Source organism: Pseudomonas sp. PAMC25584 (assembly GCF_058135675.1).
In genome coordinates this window covers 830,092-845,716 of sequence record NZ_CM176870.1, presented here as the reverse complement: position 1 = coordinate 845,716, position 15,625 = coordinate 830,092, and the positions used below count along the sequence as shown (strand labels likewise).

At 60.8% G+C, this 15,625-nt stretch carries 16 protein-coding genes and 1 tRNA gene; 8 read left to right on the top strand and 9 right to left on the bottom strand.

All coding sequences use genetic code 11. The features are described from left to right. Positions 1-15: 15 nt before the first annotated feature. Genes murI through hemA form a run of 5 tightly spaced genes read right to left on the bottom strand, consistent with a single transcriptional unit; the run spans position 16 to position 4,751 of the window. On the bottom strand, positions 16-810 hold the full coding sequence (gene murI, locus ACS5Q8_RS03770) for a glutamate racemase (RefSeq protein WP_276196442.1): 795 nt from the start codon (positions 808-810) through the stop codon (positions 16-18). Continuing rightward, positions 803-1,558: a molybdopterin-synthase adenylyltransferase MoeB gene (locus ACS5Q8_RS03765; protein ID WP_465159846.1), complete on the bottom strand. Its 756-nt coding sequence runs from the start codon at positions 1,556-1,558 to the stop codon at positions 803-805. Before ACS5Q8_RS03765 ends, murI begins: the two co-directional genes overlap by 8 nt. After that, on the bottom strand, positions 1,552-2,382 hold the full coding sequence (prmC, locus tag ACS5Q8_RS03760) for a peptide chain release factor N(5)-glutamine methyltransferase (protein ID WP_443696720.1): 831 nt from the start codon (positions 2,380-2,382) through the stop codon (positions 1,552-1,554). Before prmC ends, ACS5Q8_RS03765 begins: the two co-directional genes overlap by 7 nt. Then, positions 2,383-3,465 (bottom strand): peptide chain release factor 1, encoded by a 1,083-nt coding sequence (gene prfA / locus ACS5Q8_RS03755; protein ID WP_276196439.1) that lies wholly within the window; start codon positions 3,463-3,465, stop codon positions 2,383-2,385. It abuts the gene before it with no gap. Further along, a complete protein-coding gene (gene hemA, locus ACS5Q8_RS03750) occupies positions 3,462-4,751 on the bottom strand; it encodes a glutamyl-tRNA reductase (RefSeq protein ID WP_276196438.1) in 1,290 nt (429 codons plus the stop codon). The genes prfA and hemA overlap by 4 nt, the downstream gene beginning before the upstream one ends. A gap of 182 nt (positions 4,752-4,933) precedes the next feature. On the opposite strand from hemA, the gene ACS5Q8_RS03745 reads away from it, so the two are divergent. The 8 genes from ACS5Q8_RS03745 (at position 4,934) to ychF (ending at position 11,845) form a co-directional block, all read left to right on the top strand. Further along, on the top strand, positions 4,934-6,658 hold the full coding sequence (locus tag ACS5Q8_RS03745) for a tetratricopeptide repeat protein (RefSeq protein ID WP_276196437.1): 1,725 nt from the start codon (positions 4,934-4,936) through the stop codon (positions 6,656-6,658). A 4-nt stretch (positions 6,659-6,662) separates the two neighbouring features. Further along, on the top strand, positions 6,663-7,280 hold the full coding sequence (gene lolB / locus ACS5Q8_RS03740; protein WP_276196436.1) for a lipoprotein insertase outer membrane protein LolB: 618 nt from the start codon (positions 6,663-6,665) through the stop codon (positions 7,278-7,280). A gap of 1 nt (position 7,281) precedes the next feature. Next, complete coding sequence (gene ispE / locus ACS5Q8_RS03735) at positions 7,282-8,133, top strand: 4-(cytidine 5'-diphospho)-2-C-methyl-D-erythritol kinase (protein ID WP_276196435.1); 852 nt, start codon at positions 7,282-7,284, stop codon at positions 8,131-8,133. Positions 8,134-8,170: 37 nt separating this feature from the next. Then, positions 8,171-8,245: transfer RNA gene (locus tag ACS5Q8_RS03730), tRNA-Gln, on the top strand. Positions 8,246-8,291: 46 nt separating this feature from the next. Then, positions 8,292-9,233, top strand: coding sequence for a ribose-phosphate pyrophosphokinase (locus ACS5Q8_RS03725; RefSeq protein WP_003208392.1), 942 nt, complete (start codon positions 8,292-8,294; stop codon positions 9,231-9,233). A gap of 138 nt (positions 9,234-9,371) precedes the next feature. Beyond that, a complete protein-coding gene (locus ACS5Q8_RS03720) occupies positions 9,372-9,971 on the top strand; it encodes a 50S ribosomal protein L25/general stress protein Ctc (protein WP_247397494.1) in 600 nt (199 codons plus the stop codon). A gap of 166 nt (positions 9,972-10,137) precedes the next feature. After that, positions 10,138-10,722: an aminoacyl-tRNA hydrolase gene (pth, locus tag ACS5Q8_RS03715; RefSeq protein ID WP_017844407.1), complete on the top strand. Its 585-nt coding sequence runs from the start codon at positions 10,138-10,140 to the stop codon at positions 10,720-10,722. A 22-nt stretch (positions 10,723-10,744) separates the two neighbouring features. Then, the gene (ychF, locus tag ACS5Q8_RS03710; RefSeq protein ID WP_426100761.1) at positions 10,745-11,845 is read left to right on the top strand and encodes a redox-regulated ATPase YchF; all 1,101 of its coding nucleotides are present in this window, start codon (positions 10,745-10,747) and stop codon (positions 11,843-11,845) included. Positions 11,846-11,919: 74 nt separating this feature from the next. Here ychF and ACS5Q8_RS03705 read toward each other — a convergent pair whose 3' ends face one another. From ACS5Q8_RS03705 to ACS5Q8_RS03690, 4 genes are all read right to left on the bottom strand, one after another. Then, positions 11,920-12,507: a hypothetical protein gene (locus ACS5Q8_RS03705; protein WP_276196434.1), complete on the bottom strand. Its 588-nt coding sequence runs from the start codon at positions 12,505-12,507 to the stop codon at positions 11,920-11,922. A gap of 3 nt (positions 12,508-12,510) precedes the next feature. Further along, positions 12,511-12,954: a DUF3592 domain-containing protein gene (locus ACS5Q8_RS03700; protein ID WP_276196433.1), complete on the bottom strand. Its 444-nt coding sequence runs from the start codon at positions 12,952-12,954 to the stop codon at positions 12,511-12,513. A gap of 171 nt (positions 12,955-13,125) precedes the next feature. Further along, complete coding sequence (locus ACS5Q8_RS03695; protein WP_465159845.1) at positions 13,126-14,538, bottom strand: aldehyde dehydrogenase family protein; 1,413 nt, start codon at positions 14,536-14,538, stop codon at positions 13,126-13,128. A 10-nt stretch (positions 14,539-14,548) separates the two neighbouring features. After that, the gene (locus ACS5Q8_RS03690; RefSeq protein WP_276196431.1) at positions 14,549-15,592 is read right to left on the bottom strand and encodes a homoserine dehydrogenase; all 1,044 of its coding nucleotides are present in this window, start codon (positions 15,590-15,592) and stop codon (positions 14,549-14,551) included. Positions 15,593-15,625 lie beyond the last annotated feature (33 nt).

Genomic DNA, 15,625 nt, shown 5'->3' with positions numbered 1-15,625 from the left:
AAATTCACGAAATTTTCACGAGCAGAAGCTTCTCACAACTCCGGGATGTTTCCATAGTGTCGGTAGGATATTTCTTAGGTGATACACATCGCCGCTGGTCCAGAACTGGGCAGGCTCCGGCTTGCCGGTGGCCAGCAGATCGCGTTCGCCCAGCAGGCGCTTGAGTTGGCGAGCCACGGCGGCGCCGGTGTCGATCAGGCTGATGCTGGGGGGCAACATCTGCGCCAGGAGCGGCTTGAGGAAGGGGTAGTGGGTGCAGCCGAGGATAATGGTGTCGCAACCGGCGCTGAGCAGCGGATCGATATAGCCTTGCAATAGCTGGCGCAGGGCCGGGCTGCCCAGGTCGCCGGTTTCAATCAGTTCTACCAGGCCCGGGCACGGCTGGGTAATCACCCGCACATCGGTGGCAAAACGGTCGAGTAACGCGGCGAACTTGGCACTTTGCAGGGTGCCAGTGGTGGCGAGCACACCGACCACGCCACTGCGGGTCGCGGCGGCGGCGGGTTTGACGGCGGGCTCCATGCCCACCAGCGGCCAGTCGGGGTAGTCCTGGCGCAAATCGGCCACGGCGGCGACGGTCGCCGTGTTGCAGGCAATCACAAAGGCCTTCGCGCCCTGCTCGCGGAAAAACTCGGCGACCCGGTGCGAACGCTCGTAAATAAAGTCAGGGGTTTTCTCGCCGTAGGGGATGTGCCCGCAATCGGCGACGTACAGCAGCGACTCATGGGGCAACAGTTGCTGGATTTCCTCCAGCACCGTCAACCCGCCGATGCCGGAGTCGAACACACCGATCGGTGCATCCTTAACCACGGTGCGTCCCACACACGCTGCAACCGGGGTCGCGCTTGACGCGCAACTCACGGAAACGTGTGGTCAAGGCATCGATCAGCAACAAGCGTCCGACCAAGGGCTCGCCGAAACCGGCGAGCAATTTCAACGCTTCAAGCGCCTGCAGGCTGCCCACCAGACCGACCAGCGGGCCAACCACGCCGGCTTCGCTGCAGGTCAGTTCGGTGTCGCTGCCGTGCCCGTATATACAGTGGTAACACGGGCTGTCGGCGCGGCGCGGGTCGAACACCGACAGTTGCCCGTCCAGGCGGATCGCCGCGCCGCTGACCAACGGTGTGCCGGCGGCCACGCAGGCGGCGTTGACCGCTTCGCGGGTGGAAAAATTGTCGCTGCAATCGAGCACTACATCCACCGCCGCCACCGCCGCCGCCAGGGAATCGGCATCCAGCGCAGTCCGGTGAGTGAGCAGTTTGACCTCAGGGTTGATCGCGCTCAGACGGCGGATGGCCGAATCGACCTTGCTCAGGCCGACGCTGTCGGTGTCATGGATGATCTGGCGTTGCAGGTTGGTCAGGTCGACGGTGTCGAAATCTGCCAGGTGCAACTCGCCGACACCGGCGGCCGCCAGGTACAGCGCCACGGGCGCGCCCAGGCCGCCGAGGCCGACGATCAAGGCGCGGGCGTTTTTCAGGCGCAATTGGCCGTCGATGTCGACCTGCTGCAACAGAATCTGTCGGCTATAGCGCAACAGCTCCTGATCGGTCAGCACGGCCGGTGTCCCAGGCTGATGCGTTCGTGGCCGCCGAGGTCGATGCGGCTGTGTACGCCTTCAAAGCCTTGGCTCAGCAACAGGTCACGCACCGCTGCGGCCTGGTCGTAACCGTGTTCCAGCAACAGCCAACCGCCAGCAGCGAGGTGCGCTGGCGCGTCGGCGATGATCAGGCGCAGGTCGTCCAACCCATCATGACCGGCTACCAGCGCACTGGCCGGCTCGAAGCGCACATCGCCAGCCACCAGGTGCGGGTCGTTGGCGGCGATGTAGGGCGGGTTGCTGATGATCAGATCGTAGGTGTGGCCCTGCAACGCGCTGAACCAATGACTGTTGAGCACGGTGGCGTTGTGCAGGTTCAGGCGTTGGCGATTGCGTTCGGCCAGGGCCACGGCTTCGAGTACGCGGTCGACGGCGGTGACGTGCCAGGCCGGGCGTTCACTGGCCAGGGCCAGGGCGATGGCACCGCTGCCAGTGCCGAGGTCGAGCACCTTGGCCGGCGTTGCGGGTAACAATTCCAGGGCCGCCTCGACCAGCAGTTCGGTGTCCGGGCGTGGGATCAGCGTGTGGGGCGCGACCTCCAGGTCCAGCTTCCAGAAGCCTTGCTGGCCGAGGATATAGGCCACCGGCTCACCGGCGCGGCGGCGTTGCAGGTAATCGGCGAAGGTCAGCGCGGCTTCGCTGCTGACGATTTTTTCCGGCCAGGTGTGCAGGTAGCTGCGGGACTTGCCCAGGGCAGCCGCGAGCAACAGCTCCACGTCCAGGCGTGCGGTGGGCGAGTCGGGCAGCTCGGCGGCGCGGAGCAGGCTGGCGATGATGGTCATTTATTCACCTATCGCCGCCAATTGGTCGGCCTGGTATTCGACGAGCAATGGCTCGATCACCGCGTCGATGCCACCGGCGAGAATCTCGTCCAGGCAGTAGAGCGTGAGGTTGACCCGGTGGTCGGTGACCCGGCCCTGGGCAAAGTTGTAGGTGCGGATGCGCTCGGAACGGTCGCCCGAACCCACCAGCAGTTTGCGCTCACTGGCAATCGCGTTGGCGGCGGCGCTGGTCTGCTGGTCATTCAGCTTGGCCGACAGCCAGGACATGGCCCGCGCCCGGTTCTTGTGCTGGGAACGCTCTTCCTGGCACTCCACCACGATGCCCGACGGCAAGTGCGTGATGCGGATCGCCGAGTCGGTCTTGTTGATGTGCTGACCACCGGCACCGGATGAACGGTAGGTGTCGACGCGCAGGTCCGCCGGGTTGATCTCGATGGCTTCCTGCTCGTCCGGCTCGGGCAACACCGCCACGGTACACGCCGAGGTGTGGATACGGCCTTGGGATTCGGTGGCCGGCACCCGCTGCACGCGGTGCGCACCGGATTCGAATTTCAGCTTGCCGTACACATTGTCGCCTTCGACGCGGGCGATGACTTCTTTATAGCCGCCGTGTTCGCCCTCGTTCTCGGACAGGATCTCGATGCGCCAGCCGCGCCGTTCGGCATAACGCGAATACATGCGGAACAGGTCGCCGGAGAAAATCGCCGCCTCGTCGCCGCCGGTGCCGGCGCGGATTTCGAGGAAGACGTTGCGCCCGTCGTTGGGGTCCTTGGGCAGCAGCATGCGTTGCAGGTCGCCTTCGAGCTCGGCCAATTTGTCTTTGGCCTCACGGACTTCTTCCACGGCCATTTCACGCATGTCCGGGTCGCTGTCCTTGAGCAGCGCCTGGGCGCCTTCAAGGTCGGCCTGTACTTTCAACAGGTTCTGGTAGGTGACCACAATGGGCTCAACTTCGGCGTATTCCTTGGAATAAGCACGGAACTTGGTCTGATCGGAGATGACCTCGCCGTCGCCGAGCAAGGCGGTCAGTTCTTCGAAACGGTCCTGGAGCACGTCCAGTTTGTTGAGCAGTGACGCTTTCATTGCGGTTTTTTATCCGAAGAGCTATCTGACGCGCCCTCACCGAGGGCAAAGAGTTCCTGCGCCATGGCCAGCGCATCGAGGCGGCCTTCGGCAGTGAGTTTTTTCAGTTGTACGCTGGGGGCGTGCAGCAATTTGTTGGTCAAGCCGCGGGCCAGTTGCATCAGCACGTCTTCGGCGTTGCCGCCATTGGCCAACAAACGCTGGGCCTTGCTCAACTCCTCGTCGCGCAGGCGTTCGCCCTGTTGACGATACGCCTTGAGCACGTCCACCGCCGCCAGTTCGCGCAGGCGCACCATGAAATCTTCGGCGCCGACGCTGACCATTTCCTCGGCGGCCTGGGCCGCGCCCTGGCGACTCTTGAGGTTTTCGGCGACCACTTCGTGCAGATCGTCGACGCTATACAGGTAAACGTCGTCCAACTCGCCGACTTCCGGCTCGATATCGCGGGGAACGGCAATATCGACCATGAAGATCGGCTTGTGCTTGCGCAGCTTCAGCGCGCTTTCCACCGCGCCTTTACCCAGGATCGGCAACTGGCTGGCGGTAGAACTGATCACGATGTCGCTGCGCACCAGTTCGGCCGGGATGTCCGCCAACAGCACGGCGTGGGCGCCGAACTGTTCGGCCAGGATGCTGGCACGCTCCAGGGTACGGTTGGCGACGACGATACGCTTCACGCCGAGGTCGTGCAGGTGGCGGGCGACCAGGGTGATGGTCTCACCGGCACCGATCAGCAAGGCCTGGCTGCGCTGCAAGTCGCTGAAAATCTGTTTGGCCAGGCTGACGGCGGCAAATGCCACGGACACCGGGTTTTCCCCGATGGCAGTGTCGGTGCGCACCTGCTTGGCGGAATTGAACGTGGCCTGGAACAGGCGCCCCAGCAGCGGCCCCACAGTGCCAGCCTCACGCGCCACGGCGTAGGCGGATTTCATCTGGCCGAGGATCTGCGGCTCGCCCAATACCAGCGAATCGAGACCGGACGCCACACGCATCATGTGACGAACTGCCGCATCGTCCTCATGCACATAAGCGCTCGCGCGCAGGTCGTTGACGTCCAAATGGTGGTAATCGGCCAGCCAGCGCAGTACGACATCCGCTGAAAGATGCTCCTGCTCTATATAAAGCTCGCTGCGATTACAGGTCGAAAGGATCGCAGCTTCGCGGCTGTCGGTGAGTCGGCAGAGCTGCTGCAAGGCCTCAACCAACTGCTCAGGCGTAAACGCCACGCGCTCGCGCACGTCTACGGAGGCAGTTTTGTGGTTAATACCGAGTGCAAGGAAGGCCATTCAATATCGCTGATGATGTCGGAAAGCCGACAATTGTCCTACTTCGATAGATTCAGAACAACCACCGTCGTCTATTGTCCCTATGCGTCGTGCCTATAAAGGCATCCATTGAGACTCGGTTATGTTTGGCCGAAGGCTTGTGTCATGATGATCCGACCGCAGGTAAGTCGTCCTCTTCCTATATGAATAGATCCTCCGCGTTGCTCCTTGCTTTTGTCTTCCTCAACGGCTGCCAGGCCATGGCCCCCGTGTCGCCGGACGGTACACCGCCGGTGGAAGAGAGCACCCCAGCCCCTGAAAAGCCCAAGGTTTACTCCTCGTTCAGCGAAGAAACGGTGTACAGCCTGCTGACCGCAGAACTGGCCGGCCAGCGCAATCGTTTCGATATTGCGCTGGATAACTACGTGACCCAGGCCATCAATACGCAAGATCCGGGCATCTCGGAGCGGGCGTTTCGCATCGCCGAGTACCTGGGGGCCGATCAGGCCGCACTGGACACTTCGCTGATCTGGGCGAAAAACGCGCCGGACGATCTGGAAGCCCAACGGGCGGCGGCCATTCAATTGGCGCGCTCCGGGCGCTATGACGACTCCATGGCCTATATGGAGAAAGTCCTGCAGGGCAAGGGCGACACTCATTTCGACTTTCTTGCGCTGTCGGCGGCCGACACCGACCCGGACACGCGCAACGGGCTGATGAAGAGTTTCGACCGCCTGCTGCAAAAACACCCGAAGAACAGCCAGCTCGTGTTCGGCAAGGCCTTGCTGCTGCAACAGGACGACGAAGCCGAAGCCGCACTGAAGCTGCTCGAACAGAACCCGCCGGAAGAAGGCGAGATTGCGCCGATCTTGCTGCGCGCCCGCCTGCTGCAGAACCTCAATCGCGGCAAAGAAGCGATTCCGCTGCTGGAAAAAAGCATCAAGAAATACCCGGACGACAAGCGCCTGCGCCTGACTTACGCGCGCACGCTGGTGGAGCAGGACCGCATGGAGGACGCCAAAGTGCAGTTCGCCAACCTGGTCCAGCAATACCCGGACGATGACGAATTGCGCTACTCCCTGGCGCTGGTGTGCCTGGAAGCCAAGGCCTGGGACGAGGCCAAGGGCTACCTGGAAGAGTTGATCGAGCGCGAAAGCCACGTGGACTCGGCGCACCTGAACCTCGGCCGCGTCGCCGAAGAAAACAACGACCCCCAGGCCGCCCTGCTCGAATACGCCCAGGTCGGTCCCGGCAACGATTACCTGCCCGCCCAGTTGCGCCAGGCCGACATCCTGATGAGCAACGGTCGTACCGACGAGGCGGAAAAACGCCTGGCTGCGGCCCGCGAGGCTGAACCGGACTACGCGATCCAGCTGTACCTGATCCAGGCCGAGACCTTGTCGGCCAACCATCAGGGCGAGCGCGCCTGGAAAGTCTTGCAACAAGCCTTGCTGCAATACCCCGACGATCTGAACCTGCTCTACACCCGCGCGATGCAGGCGGAAAAACGCAATGACCTGGCACAGATGGAAAAGGACCTGCGCCTGATCATCAAGCGCGATCCGGAAAACGCCATGGCGCTCAATGCCCTGGGTTACACCTTGTCCGACCGCACCACGCGTTACGCCGAAGCCAAGGTGCTGATCGAACAGGCCCACAAGCTCAACCCGGAAGACCCGGCCGTACTCGACAGCCTGGGCTGGGTGAATTACCGCCTGGGCAACCTGGACGAGGCTGAGCGCCTGCTGCGCATGGCGCTGGAGCGCTTCCCCGACCAGGAAGTCGCTGCACACCTGGGCGAAGTGCTCTGGGCCAACGGCAAACAGCGCGAAGCCCGACAAATCTGGGAAAAGTTCCTCAAGGAACAACCCGAAAGCCCCATCCTGCGCAGCACCATCAAGCGCCTGACCGGTTCCGAGACCCTTTAAGTTTATGTTCTTGCGCCACTTTATTGTTTTCAGCTTCATCGCCTTGCTCGCCGGTTGTGCGGGCTTTGGCGCCCGCGAATCCGTTGAAGGCCAGGGCAGCCCGGCGCAATGGAAACAGCACAAGGCACAGCTCAGCAGCATTGATGGCTGGCAGATCGAAGGAAAAGTCGGGGTGCGTGCGCCGAAAGATTCCGGCAGCGGCACCTTGTTCTGGCTGCAACGCCAGGATTACTTCGATATCCGCTTGTCCGGCCCGTTGGGTCGAGGCGCCGCCCGCCTGACCGGCCGACCGGGGCAAGTCAGCCTCGAAGTGGCCAACCAGGGTCGCTACGAAGCCGCCTCCCCGGAGGCGCTGCTGGAAGAGCAGATCGGCTGGAAGTTGCCGGTGTCGCACCTGGTATGGTGGGTACGCGGCTTGCCCGCACCTGACAGCAAAAGCCGCCTGAGCCTCAATGGCGATAGCCGCCTGGCGTCCCTGGAACAGGACGGCTGGAAGGTCGAATACCTGAGCTACGTGCAGCAGAGCGGTTATTGGCTGCCTGAACGGATCAAACTGCACGGCACCGACCTTGACGTCACGCTGGTGATCAAGGACTGGCAACCGCGCAAGCTGGGGCAATAACGTGAGCGTAGAGAAACTGACCCTGCCCTCCCCGGCCAAACTCAATCTGATGCTGCACATTCTGGGTCGCCGCGAAGACGGCTACCACGAGTTGCAGACGCTGTTTCAATTTCTCGACTACGGCGATGAACTGACGTTCGCCCTACGCGACGATGGCGTGATCCGACTGCACACCGAACTCGAAGGCGTGCCCCACGACAGCAACCTGATCGTGAAGGCCGCGAAAAAACTTCAGGCACAATCCGGCTGCACGCTCGGCATCGACATCTGGATCGATAAAGTCCTGCCCATGGGCGGCGGCATCGGTGGCGGCAGCTCGAATGCCGCGACCACACTGCTGGGTCTGAACCACTTGTGGCAGCTCGGCTGGGACCTCGATCGCCTGGCCACGCTGGGCCTGACCCTGGGTGCCGACGTCCCGGTTTTCGTGCGCGGGCACGCTGCTTTTGCCGAGGGTGTGGGGGAAAAACTCACCCCTGAATACCCGGAAGAGCCGTGGTATGTCGTGCTTGTCCCGCAAGTATCTGTAAGTACAGCAGAAATTTTTTCAGATCCGCTGTTGACACGTAACTCTCCTCCCATTAAAGTGCGCCCCGTTCCCAAGGGAAACAGTCGAAATGACTGCTTACCGGTTGTAGCAAGGCGTTACCCAGAAGTACGTAACGCTTTGAGTTTGTTAGGTAAATTTACCGAAGCAAAATTAACCGGCACTGGAAGTTGTGTGTTTGGGGGCTTCCCAAACAAAGCTGAAGCTGATAAAGTCTCGGCCCTTCTTACAGAGACCCTTACAGGGTTTGTGGCAAAAGGAAGCAACGTTTCGATGTTGCATCGCAAGCTGCAAAGTCTGCTCTAAAAGGAACCGAGTACTGGGTACTCGTTGCAACAGATACAGGGGCGTCGCCAAGCGGTAAGGCAGCAGGTTTTGATCCTGCCATGCGTTGGTTCGAATCCAGCCGCCCCTGCCATTTTCCTTTACTCATCCAGGTTACCCTCAGCCTCTAGGTACTGCGCGTGTCCAAGATGATGGTCTTTACGGGGAACGCCAACCCCGATCTGGCTCGACGTGTCGTTCGTCAGCTGCATATCCCTCTCGGTGACATCTCTGTCGGTAAGTTCTCCGACGGCGAAATTACCGCCGAGATCAATGAAAACGTTCGCGGTAAAGACGTCTTCATTATTCAGCCGACCTGCGCTCCGACCAACGATAACCTGATGGAACTCGTCGTGATGGCTGATGCCTTCCGCCGCTCCTCAGCGACTCGAATCACAGCTGTAATCCCTTACTTTGGTTATGCCCGTCAGGATCGCCGTCCGCGTTCCGCACGTGTGGCTATCAGCGCGAAAGTCGTGGCTGACATGCTCACCGTGGTAGGCATCGACCGTGTTCTCACGGTTGACCTGCACGCTGACCAAATCCAGGGGTTCTTCGATATTCCGGTAGATAACATCTACGGCTCCCCCGTATTGGTGGATGACATCGAAGACCAGCGCTTTGAAAACCTGATGATCGTGTCCCCGGACATTGGTGGCGTCGTGCGTGCACGGGCTGTTGCCAAATCCTTGGGCGTTGATCTCGGGATCATCGACAAACGCCGCGAGAAAGCCAATCACTCTGAAGTGATGCATATCATCGGTGATGTCGAAGGGCGTACCTGTATTCTGGTTGATGACATGGTCGACACCGCCGGCACCCTGTGCCACGCGGCTAAAGCCTTGAAAGAGCACGGTGCGGCAAAAGTCTTCGCCTACTGCACGCACCCTGTGCTGTCGGGCCGAGCGATCGAGAACATCGAGAACTCAATGCTGGACGAACTGGTGGTGACCAACACCATCCCGTTGTCCGCTGCTGCTCAAGCCTGTTCGCGTATCCGTCAACTGGATATCGCACCGGTAGTTGCCGAAGCGGTTCGCCGCATCAGTAACGAAGAATCGATCAGTGCGATGTTCCGTTAAGGGTCAAACCAACGGATCACCTCACTGACGAAAAGCGCCCCGCCCCAGCATATTGTTGGGGCGGGGCTTTTTTGCCCATATCGCCTTTAGCGCTGGTCGCAAACGCTGGGGCGAATGTGGTTATTTTGGAGATACAACATGAACGAATTTATTCTGAATGCTGAAGTGCGTTCCGACCTGGGGAAAGGTGCGAGCCGCCGCCTGCGTCGTCTCGCAAGCCTGGTTCCAGCTGTAGTTTACGGTGGCGAAAAAGCCCCTGAATCCATCAGCATGCTGGCTAAAGAAGTTGCCAAACTGCTGGAAAACGATGCGGCCTACAGCCACATCATCTCGCTGAACATCGGCGGCACCAAGCAGAACGTCATCATCAAGGCGCTGCAACGTCACCCAGCTAAAGGCCACGTGCTGCACGCTGACTTCGTTCGCGTCGTTGCCGGCCAGAAACTGACCGCCATCGTGCCTGTGCACTTTGTTGGTGAAGAAGCTCCGATCAAGAAAGGCGGCGAAGTTTCGCACGTTGTTGCCGAGATCGAAGTGACCTGCCTGCCGAAAGACCTGCCTGAGTTCATCGAAGTCGACCTGTCGGCTATGGAAATCGGCGAAATCATCCACCTGTCCGACCTCAAAGCCCCTAAAGGCGTTGAGTTTGTCGCACTGGTTCACGGTGATGACAAAGCGGTTGCCAACGTTCACGCTCCACGCGTTGCTCCAGAAGCTGAAGAAGGCGCTGCAGAGTAATTCACTCTGTATTGCCGGAGCTTGAGGAAACATCGCGGACCGAAACGTAGCGAGAAAGCGGGCGATAACGCGGCGTTTACTCTTGAGTAAATGATCTCTTGTCGTCCACTTTCGCCGCACTCAGGTCGGCAATGTTATCCACAACTCCAAAGGAAGGGCCCCTGTCGTGACTGCCATTAAACTGATCGTTGGCCTGGGAAATCCAGGCGCCGAATACGAACAGACCCGGCATAACGCGGGGGCCCTTTTTGTTGAGCGCATCGCCCACGCCCAAGGTGTAAACCTGGTGGCCGATCGCAAGTATTTTGGCCTGACCGGACGCTTTTCGCATCAGGGTCAGGATGTTCGTCTGTTGATTCCCACCACCTACATGAACCGCAGCGGCCAGGCTGTCGCGGCGCTTGCGGGGTTCTTCCGGATCAAACCCGAAGAGATCCTGGTGGCCCATGACGAACTGGACCTGCCACCCGGCGTTGCCAAGCTCAAGCAAGGCGGCGGGCATGGCGGGCACAATGGCCTGCGCGACATCATCGCGCAGTTGGGCAATCAGAATACCTTTTACCGCCTGCGGCTCGGCATTGGCCACCCAGGCGTTGCCAGTATGGTTTCAAATTTCGTCCTGGGTCGTGCGCCACGCGCCGAACAGGAAAAACTCGATGCCTGCATCGATTTTGCCCTCGGCGTGCTGCCGGATATCCTCGCCGGGGAATGGAACCGCGCGATGAAAAACCTGCACAGCCAGAAGGCCTGACTCTTTTCCGAGGGGAAACACCATGGGATTCAATTGCGGCATCGTCGGCCTGCCCAACGTCGGCAAATCCACCCTGTTCAACGCGCTGACCAAGTCCGGTATTGCGGCGGAGAACTTCCCCTTCTGCACCATCGAACCCAACACGGGTATCGTGCCGATGCCGGATACGCGCCTGGATGCACTGGCGCTGATCGTCAACCCCAAGCGCGTCCTGCCGACCACCATGGAATTCGTCGACATCGCCGGCCTGGTGGCCGGTGCGTCGAAAGGCGAAGGCCTGGGTAACAAGTTCCTGGCCAACATCCGCGAAACCGATGCCATCGCCCACGTGGTCCGCTGCTTTGAAGACGAGAACGTGATTCACGTCTCCAACAGCGTCGACCCGAAACGCGACATCGAGATCATCGACCTGGAACTGATCTTCGCCGACCTCGACAGCTGCGAGAAGCAACTGCAGAAAGTTGCGCGTAACGCCAAGGGTGGCGACAAGGACGCCGTGGTCCAGAAAGGCCTGCTGGAGCAACTGATCGCTCACTTCACTGTGGGCAAGCCGGCACGCAGCCTGATGAAGACCATGAGCGCTGACGAGAAGGCCGTGGTCAAGGGCTTCCACCTGCTGACCACCAAGCCGGTGATGTACATCGCCAACGTCGCCGAAGACGGCTTCGAGAACAACCCGCTGCTCGACGTGGTCAAGGCCATCGCCGACGAAGAAGGCGCGATCGTGGTGCCGGTGTGCAACAAGATCGAAGCGGAAATCGCCGAGCTCGATGACGGCGAAGAAAAGGACATGTTCCTCGAGGCCCTGGGCCTGGAAGAGCCTGGCCTGAACCGCGTGATCCGCGCCGGTTACGAAATGCTCAGCCTGCAAACCTACTTCACCGCCGGTGTCGAAGAAGTCCGCGCCTGGACCGTCAAGGTCGGCGCCACCGCGCCACAGGCTGCCGGCGTGATCCACACCGACTTTGAAAAAGGCTTTATCCGCGCCGAAGTGATCGCCTACAACGACTTCATCCAGTACAAGGGTGAAGCCGGTGCAAAGGAAGCCGGGAAATGGCGCCTGGAAGGTAAGGAATATATCGTCAAAGATGGCGATGTGATGCACTTCCGCTTCAACGTCTAAGCGTTGTCGGAATCAAAGAAGCCGCGTTTATTCGCGGCTTTTTTGTGGGCGCTATATCGACCCGCTCTGCGCGACTAGAACAGATAGCCCATGCTGATCACGGCGCCACCACCGGCCTGCACGCCAGCGTTCATGCCGGCCATGACTACCGCGCCCTTGGCCGACTGCAGCAACTGCCGGTTGACCGTGGCGGAGGCAATGAGCGAGGTCGCCGGGTTGGAGCTTAGAACCGCCGCCAACGCGAGCAGCTTGGGATCAAGCCCGAACAAAAGCGCCATGGCCGAACCGCCGACCACCAGCCCCGCCCCCACTTCGGTATACAGGCAAGGCCCGGTGATGTCGTCACTGGTCAGGTCACGGCCGACCAGGGCGTCGCTGACAAACACCATGCCAGTGCTGGGAAAAGCCTCCGCCGCACCGGCTGCCGCTACGCTCTTACCCTTGACCTGGATATTGATCTTGCCGAAACGCGGCAGGCGCGCGCCAAATCCGATCCCCACTCCGACGCCGCCGTAGCGGTAGCTGACGTTCTCGCCCTGGGGCGAACGCAGGATGATCGAACCGCCACTGCCGGCCACCAGGGCTACGGTCAGACCGCCACCGCTTGCGGTCTGATACTGCCAGCGACTGGCATTGAGTGGGATCGGGATGTTGTAGCTCATCGTTCAAAGTCCTTTATGTGAATGAACTGCGCCGCGACCGCGCGGACGGATGCCCCTTAACAGGCCGGCAAGGGTGAACAGCAGCCCTATACAACCGAGTAACCCGGGAGTGGCCCACAGTGCGGCAGGGGTATCGACCATGGCGCTACTGGCCGGCTGCTCGGGCAGGTAATACACCCGCACCGGCTGACCCTGCTGATAGCCAAAAATAAAGCCGCCCTGGGGGTAGGAAATCTTTTCACCACTGCGGGTGGTGAAGGCGATCTCAGGATGCGAACCACCGGCATTCAAGCGACTGACGATGCCATCGGCGGTCTGTGCGTGGGCGAGGAATTCGCGTCGTTCAAGCGTGAGATTGACAGCAATGCCCAACAAGCTGATACCAATCAGGGCAAAGAGCAGCCCCTGAAGCATCTTCCCGAGGCGTGACGGGGTGAGGTTAGCCATGGCTTGTCTCGGTATTCGTCCATGAAAGAGGGCAGCCAGGATAACAAGAACCACCGGGAGGTGCCCGTGCGACGCGGCAGATAATGCATGGCTAATGCTAGAAAAAAGCATTGGGCGGGTGACCAGACCTTCCCAATGCCAAACGACCTCATTTTATTTGCCGTGAATCGCTTAACCCAAGGTGTTCAGACACACCACTTTGGGCTGGGTCATTTCCTCATAGGCAAAGCGCACGCCTTCCCGGCCGAGGCTGCCGTACTTGGAGCCGCCAAACGGCATCGCATCAAAACGATAGTCGGACGAGTCGTTGATCATCACGCCACCCGCCTCGATCCGCCGCGCCGCACTCATCGCCGTCGCCAGGTCATTGGTGAAGATCCCCGCGTGCAGGCTGTATTCGGGTTCATTGGCCAACGCGATGGCCTCCTCGAAGGTTTCGAAAGGCTGCAACACGACCACTGGGGCAAACACTTCGTTGCGCCACAGGCGACTGGCATGATCGACGTTTTCCAGCACGGTGGCGGCGTAGCACGGGCCCTGGCGCCGGTGGCCGCAAAGTAACCGGGCACCTTCCTTCAACGCTTCGTTTACCACCTGCTCGGCATTCTGCGCCGCTTGGGGGGTAATCATCGGGCCGATGTCGGTGCTGGCAAGCAATGGGTCGCCGGTCACCAGTTTCTGCGCCAGGCTGACGAAGTGCTCGCGGAACAGCTCGTAGATCGAGGCCTGGATCAGCAGGCGCTGAGTGCCGATGCAGTTCTGTCCCGCCGCCCAGAAGGCCCCGGACAGGCAACTGTCGACGGCGGCCGCAAGGTTGCAGTCCGCCATGACGATCACCGGCGCATTGCCGCCCAAGTCCATGGCGAGCTTCTTCAGGCCGGCCGTGCGGGCAATTTGCTCGCCGGTGACGAAGCCGCCAGTAAAGGAAATCATCCGCACCTCACGGCAGGCGACCAAGGCCTTGCCCAGTTCCGCGCCGCCGGTGGCGACGGTGACCACCGACTCGGGCAACCCGGCCTCAACCAGATACGAGACCAATTTGATCGCCGACAACGGCGCCAGCTCAGACGGTTTGAGAATCACGGCGTTGCCGCCGGCAATGGCCGGACCGAGCTTGTGCGCCACCAGATTCAATGGATCGTTGTACGGGGTGATCGCGACGATCAGGCCCAGCGGCTCGCGAGAGAACCAGCCCTGGCGCGACTCGGAGCCCTCATAGGCATCGAACGGCACCACTTCCCCGGCATTGCGCCTGGCCTCTTCGGCAGACAGTTTGAGGGTGTTGACGCAGCGTTTGACCTCTTTTTCCGCCTGCTTGAGGGTCTTGCCGGCTTCTTCGACAATCAGCCGGGCAAATGCCGGGGCATCGCGTTCGATGTGCAAGGCGGCCTGTTCGAGAATGCGTGCCCGACGATGACGCGGCAGTGCGGCGCAGGCTTGCGCACCGCTGCGACCCTGCACCAGCAACTGCGGAACCTGCGATGCACAAACATCCGCGACGGTCCCGACAACGGTCCCGTCAAAGGGGTTGAAGACTTCGATGTGCGGCGCCACGGCAGCCCGCGCAAGACTCGATAGATTCACAGGCGTTCTCCTAGTTGTGCGCAACAGACTGATGGATGCTGATGATGTCCGACAGCAACGCAAACGCTGTTTCCGTGCGCCCAGCTCCCGGCCCCGAAACCGTCACCGCGCCGAGCAGATCGGTGGCGAACGACACGGCATTGGTGGCGCCGCAAATAGCGGCCAGCGGATGATCATGGTTCAACCGGCGCGGCTCGACACTGGCACTGACCGAACCATCGGCATGCCGCGTAGCCGCGCCGATCAGCTTCCAGCGTGCCCCGTCCTGCCGGGCTTTTTCGATGTCGCCAAGGCCGAGTGAGGCAATCCCGCTGCAACTGACATCGTTGACGTTCAGCTTGGCGTCCAGCAGCTCGTTGGCCAGAATCACCACCTTCAGACGCACATCGTGCCCCTCGACATCCGCCGTTGGGTCGGCTTCGGCATACCCCAATGCCTGTGCCTCGCTGACCGCCTCGGCAAAACCCAGGCCGCCTTCCATGCGGGTCAGGACGAAGTTGGATGTGCCATTGAGAATCCCCTCGAAACCGACAACCGAACTGCCCGCCAGCAACTGCCTGGCCAGGCGGATCACCGGTGTGCCGCTCATCACCGAACCTTCGTATTCAAAGGCGACGTTATTGCGCTGGGCCAGGTCTTTCAGCTCGCCACCGTGCAGGGCAATCGGCCCCTTGTTGGTGGTGACCACATGTTTGCCGTTCTCCAGCGCCCAGCGGCAGAACGAAGTCGCCGGCTCGCCATCCACCGGGTTGGTAAAGGTCGCTTCGGCAATGATGTCCGCACCGGACTCTTTGATCACCGCTTCGTTGAGGGCATCGGCTTCGCCACCCGGCAGTTGCGCGAAGGCCCCCTTGACCGCCGGAAGATTGGCCAGCAGCGCGGCATCCAAGCCGTCGCGACCGATCACCGAACCGAGGAACAGATCAGTGACGCCGACGATTTTCAGGGTAAAACCCAGTTCGTTTTTCCAGCTGTCGTTACGTTCGGCAATCAGCTGAGCCAACGCCCGGTTGACACCACCGAAGCCGACCAGCGCCAGTTTGTATTCAGTCATATTCTTATTGCCCTTGATCTGGGTGATGGGTTG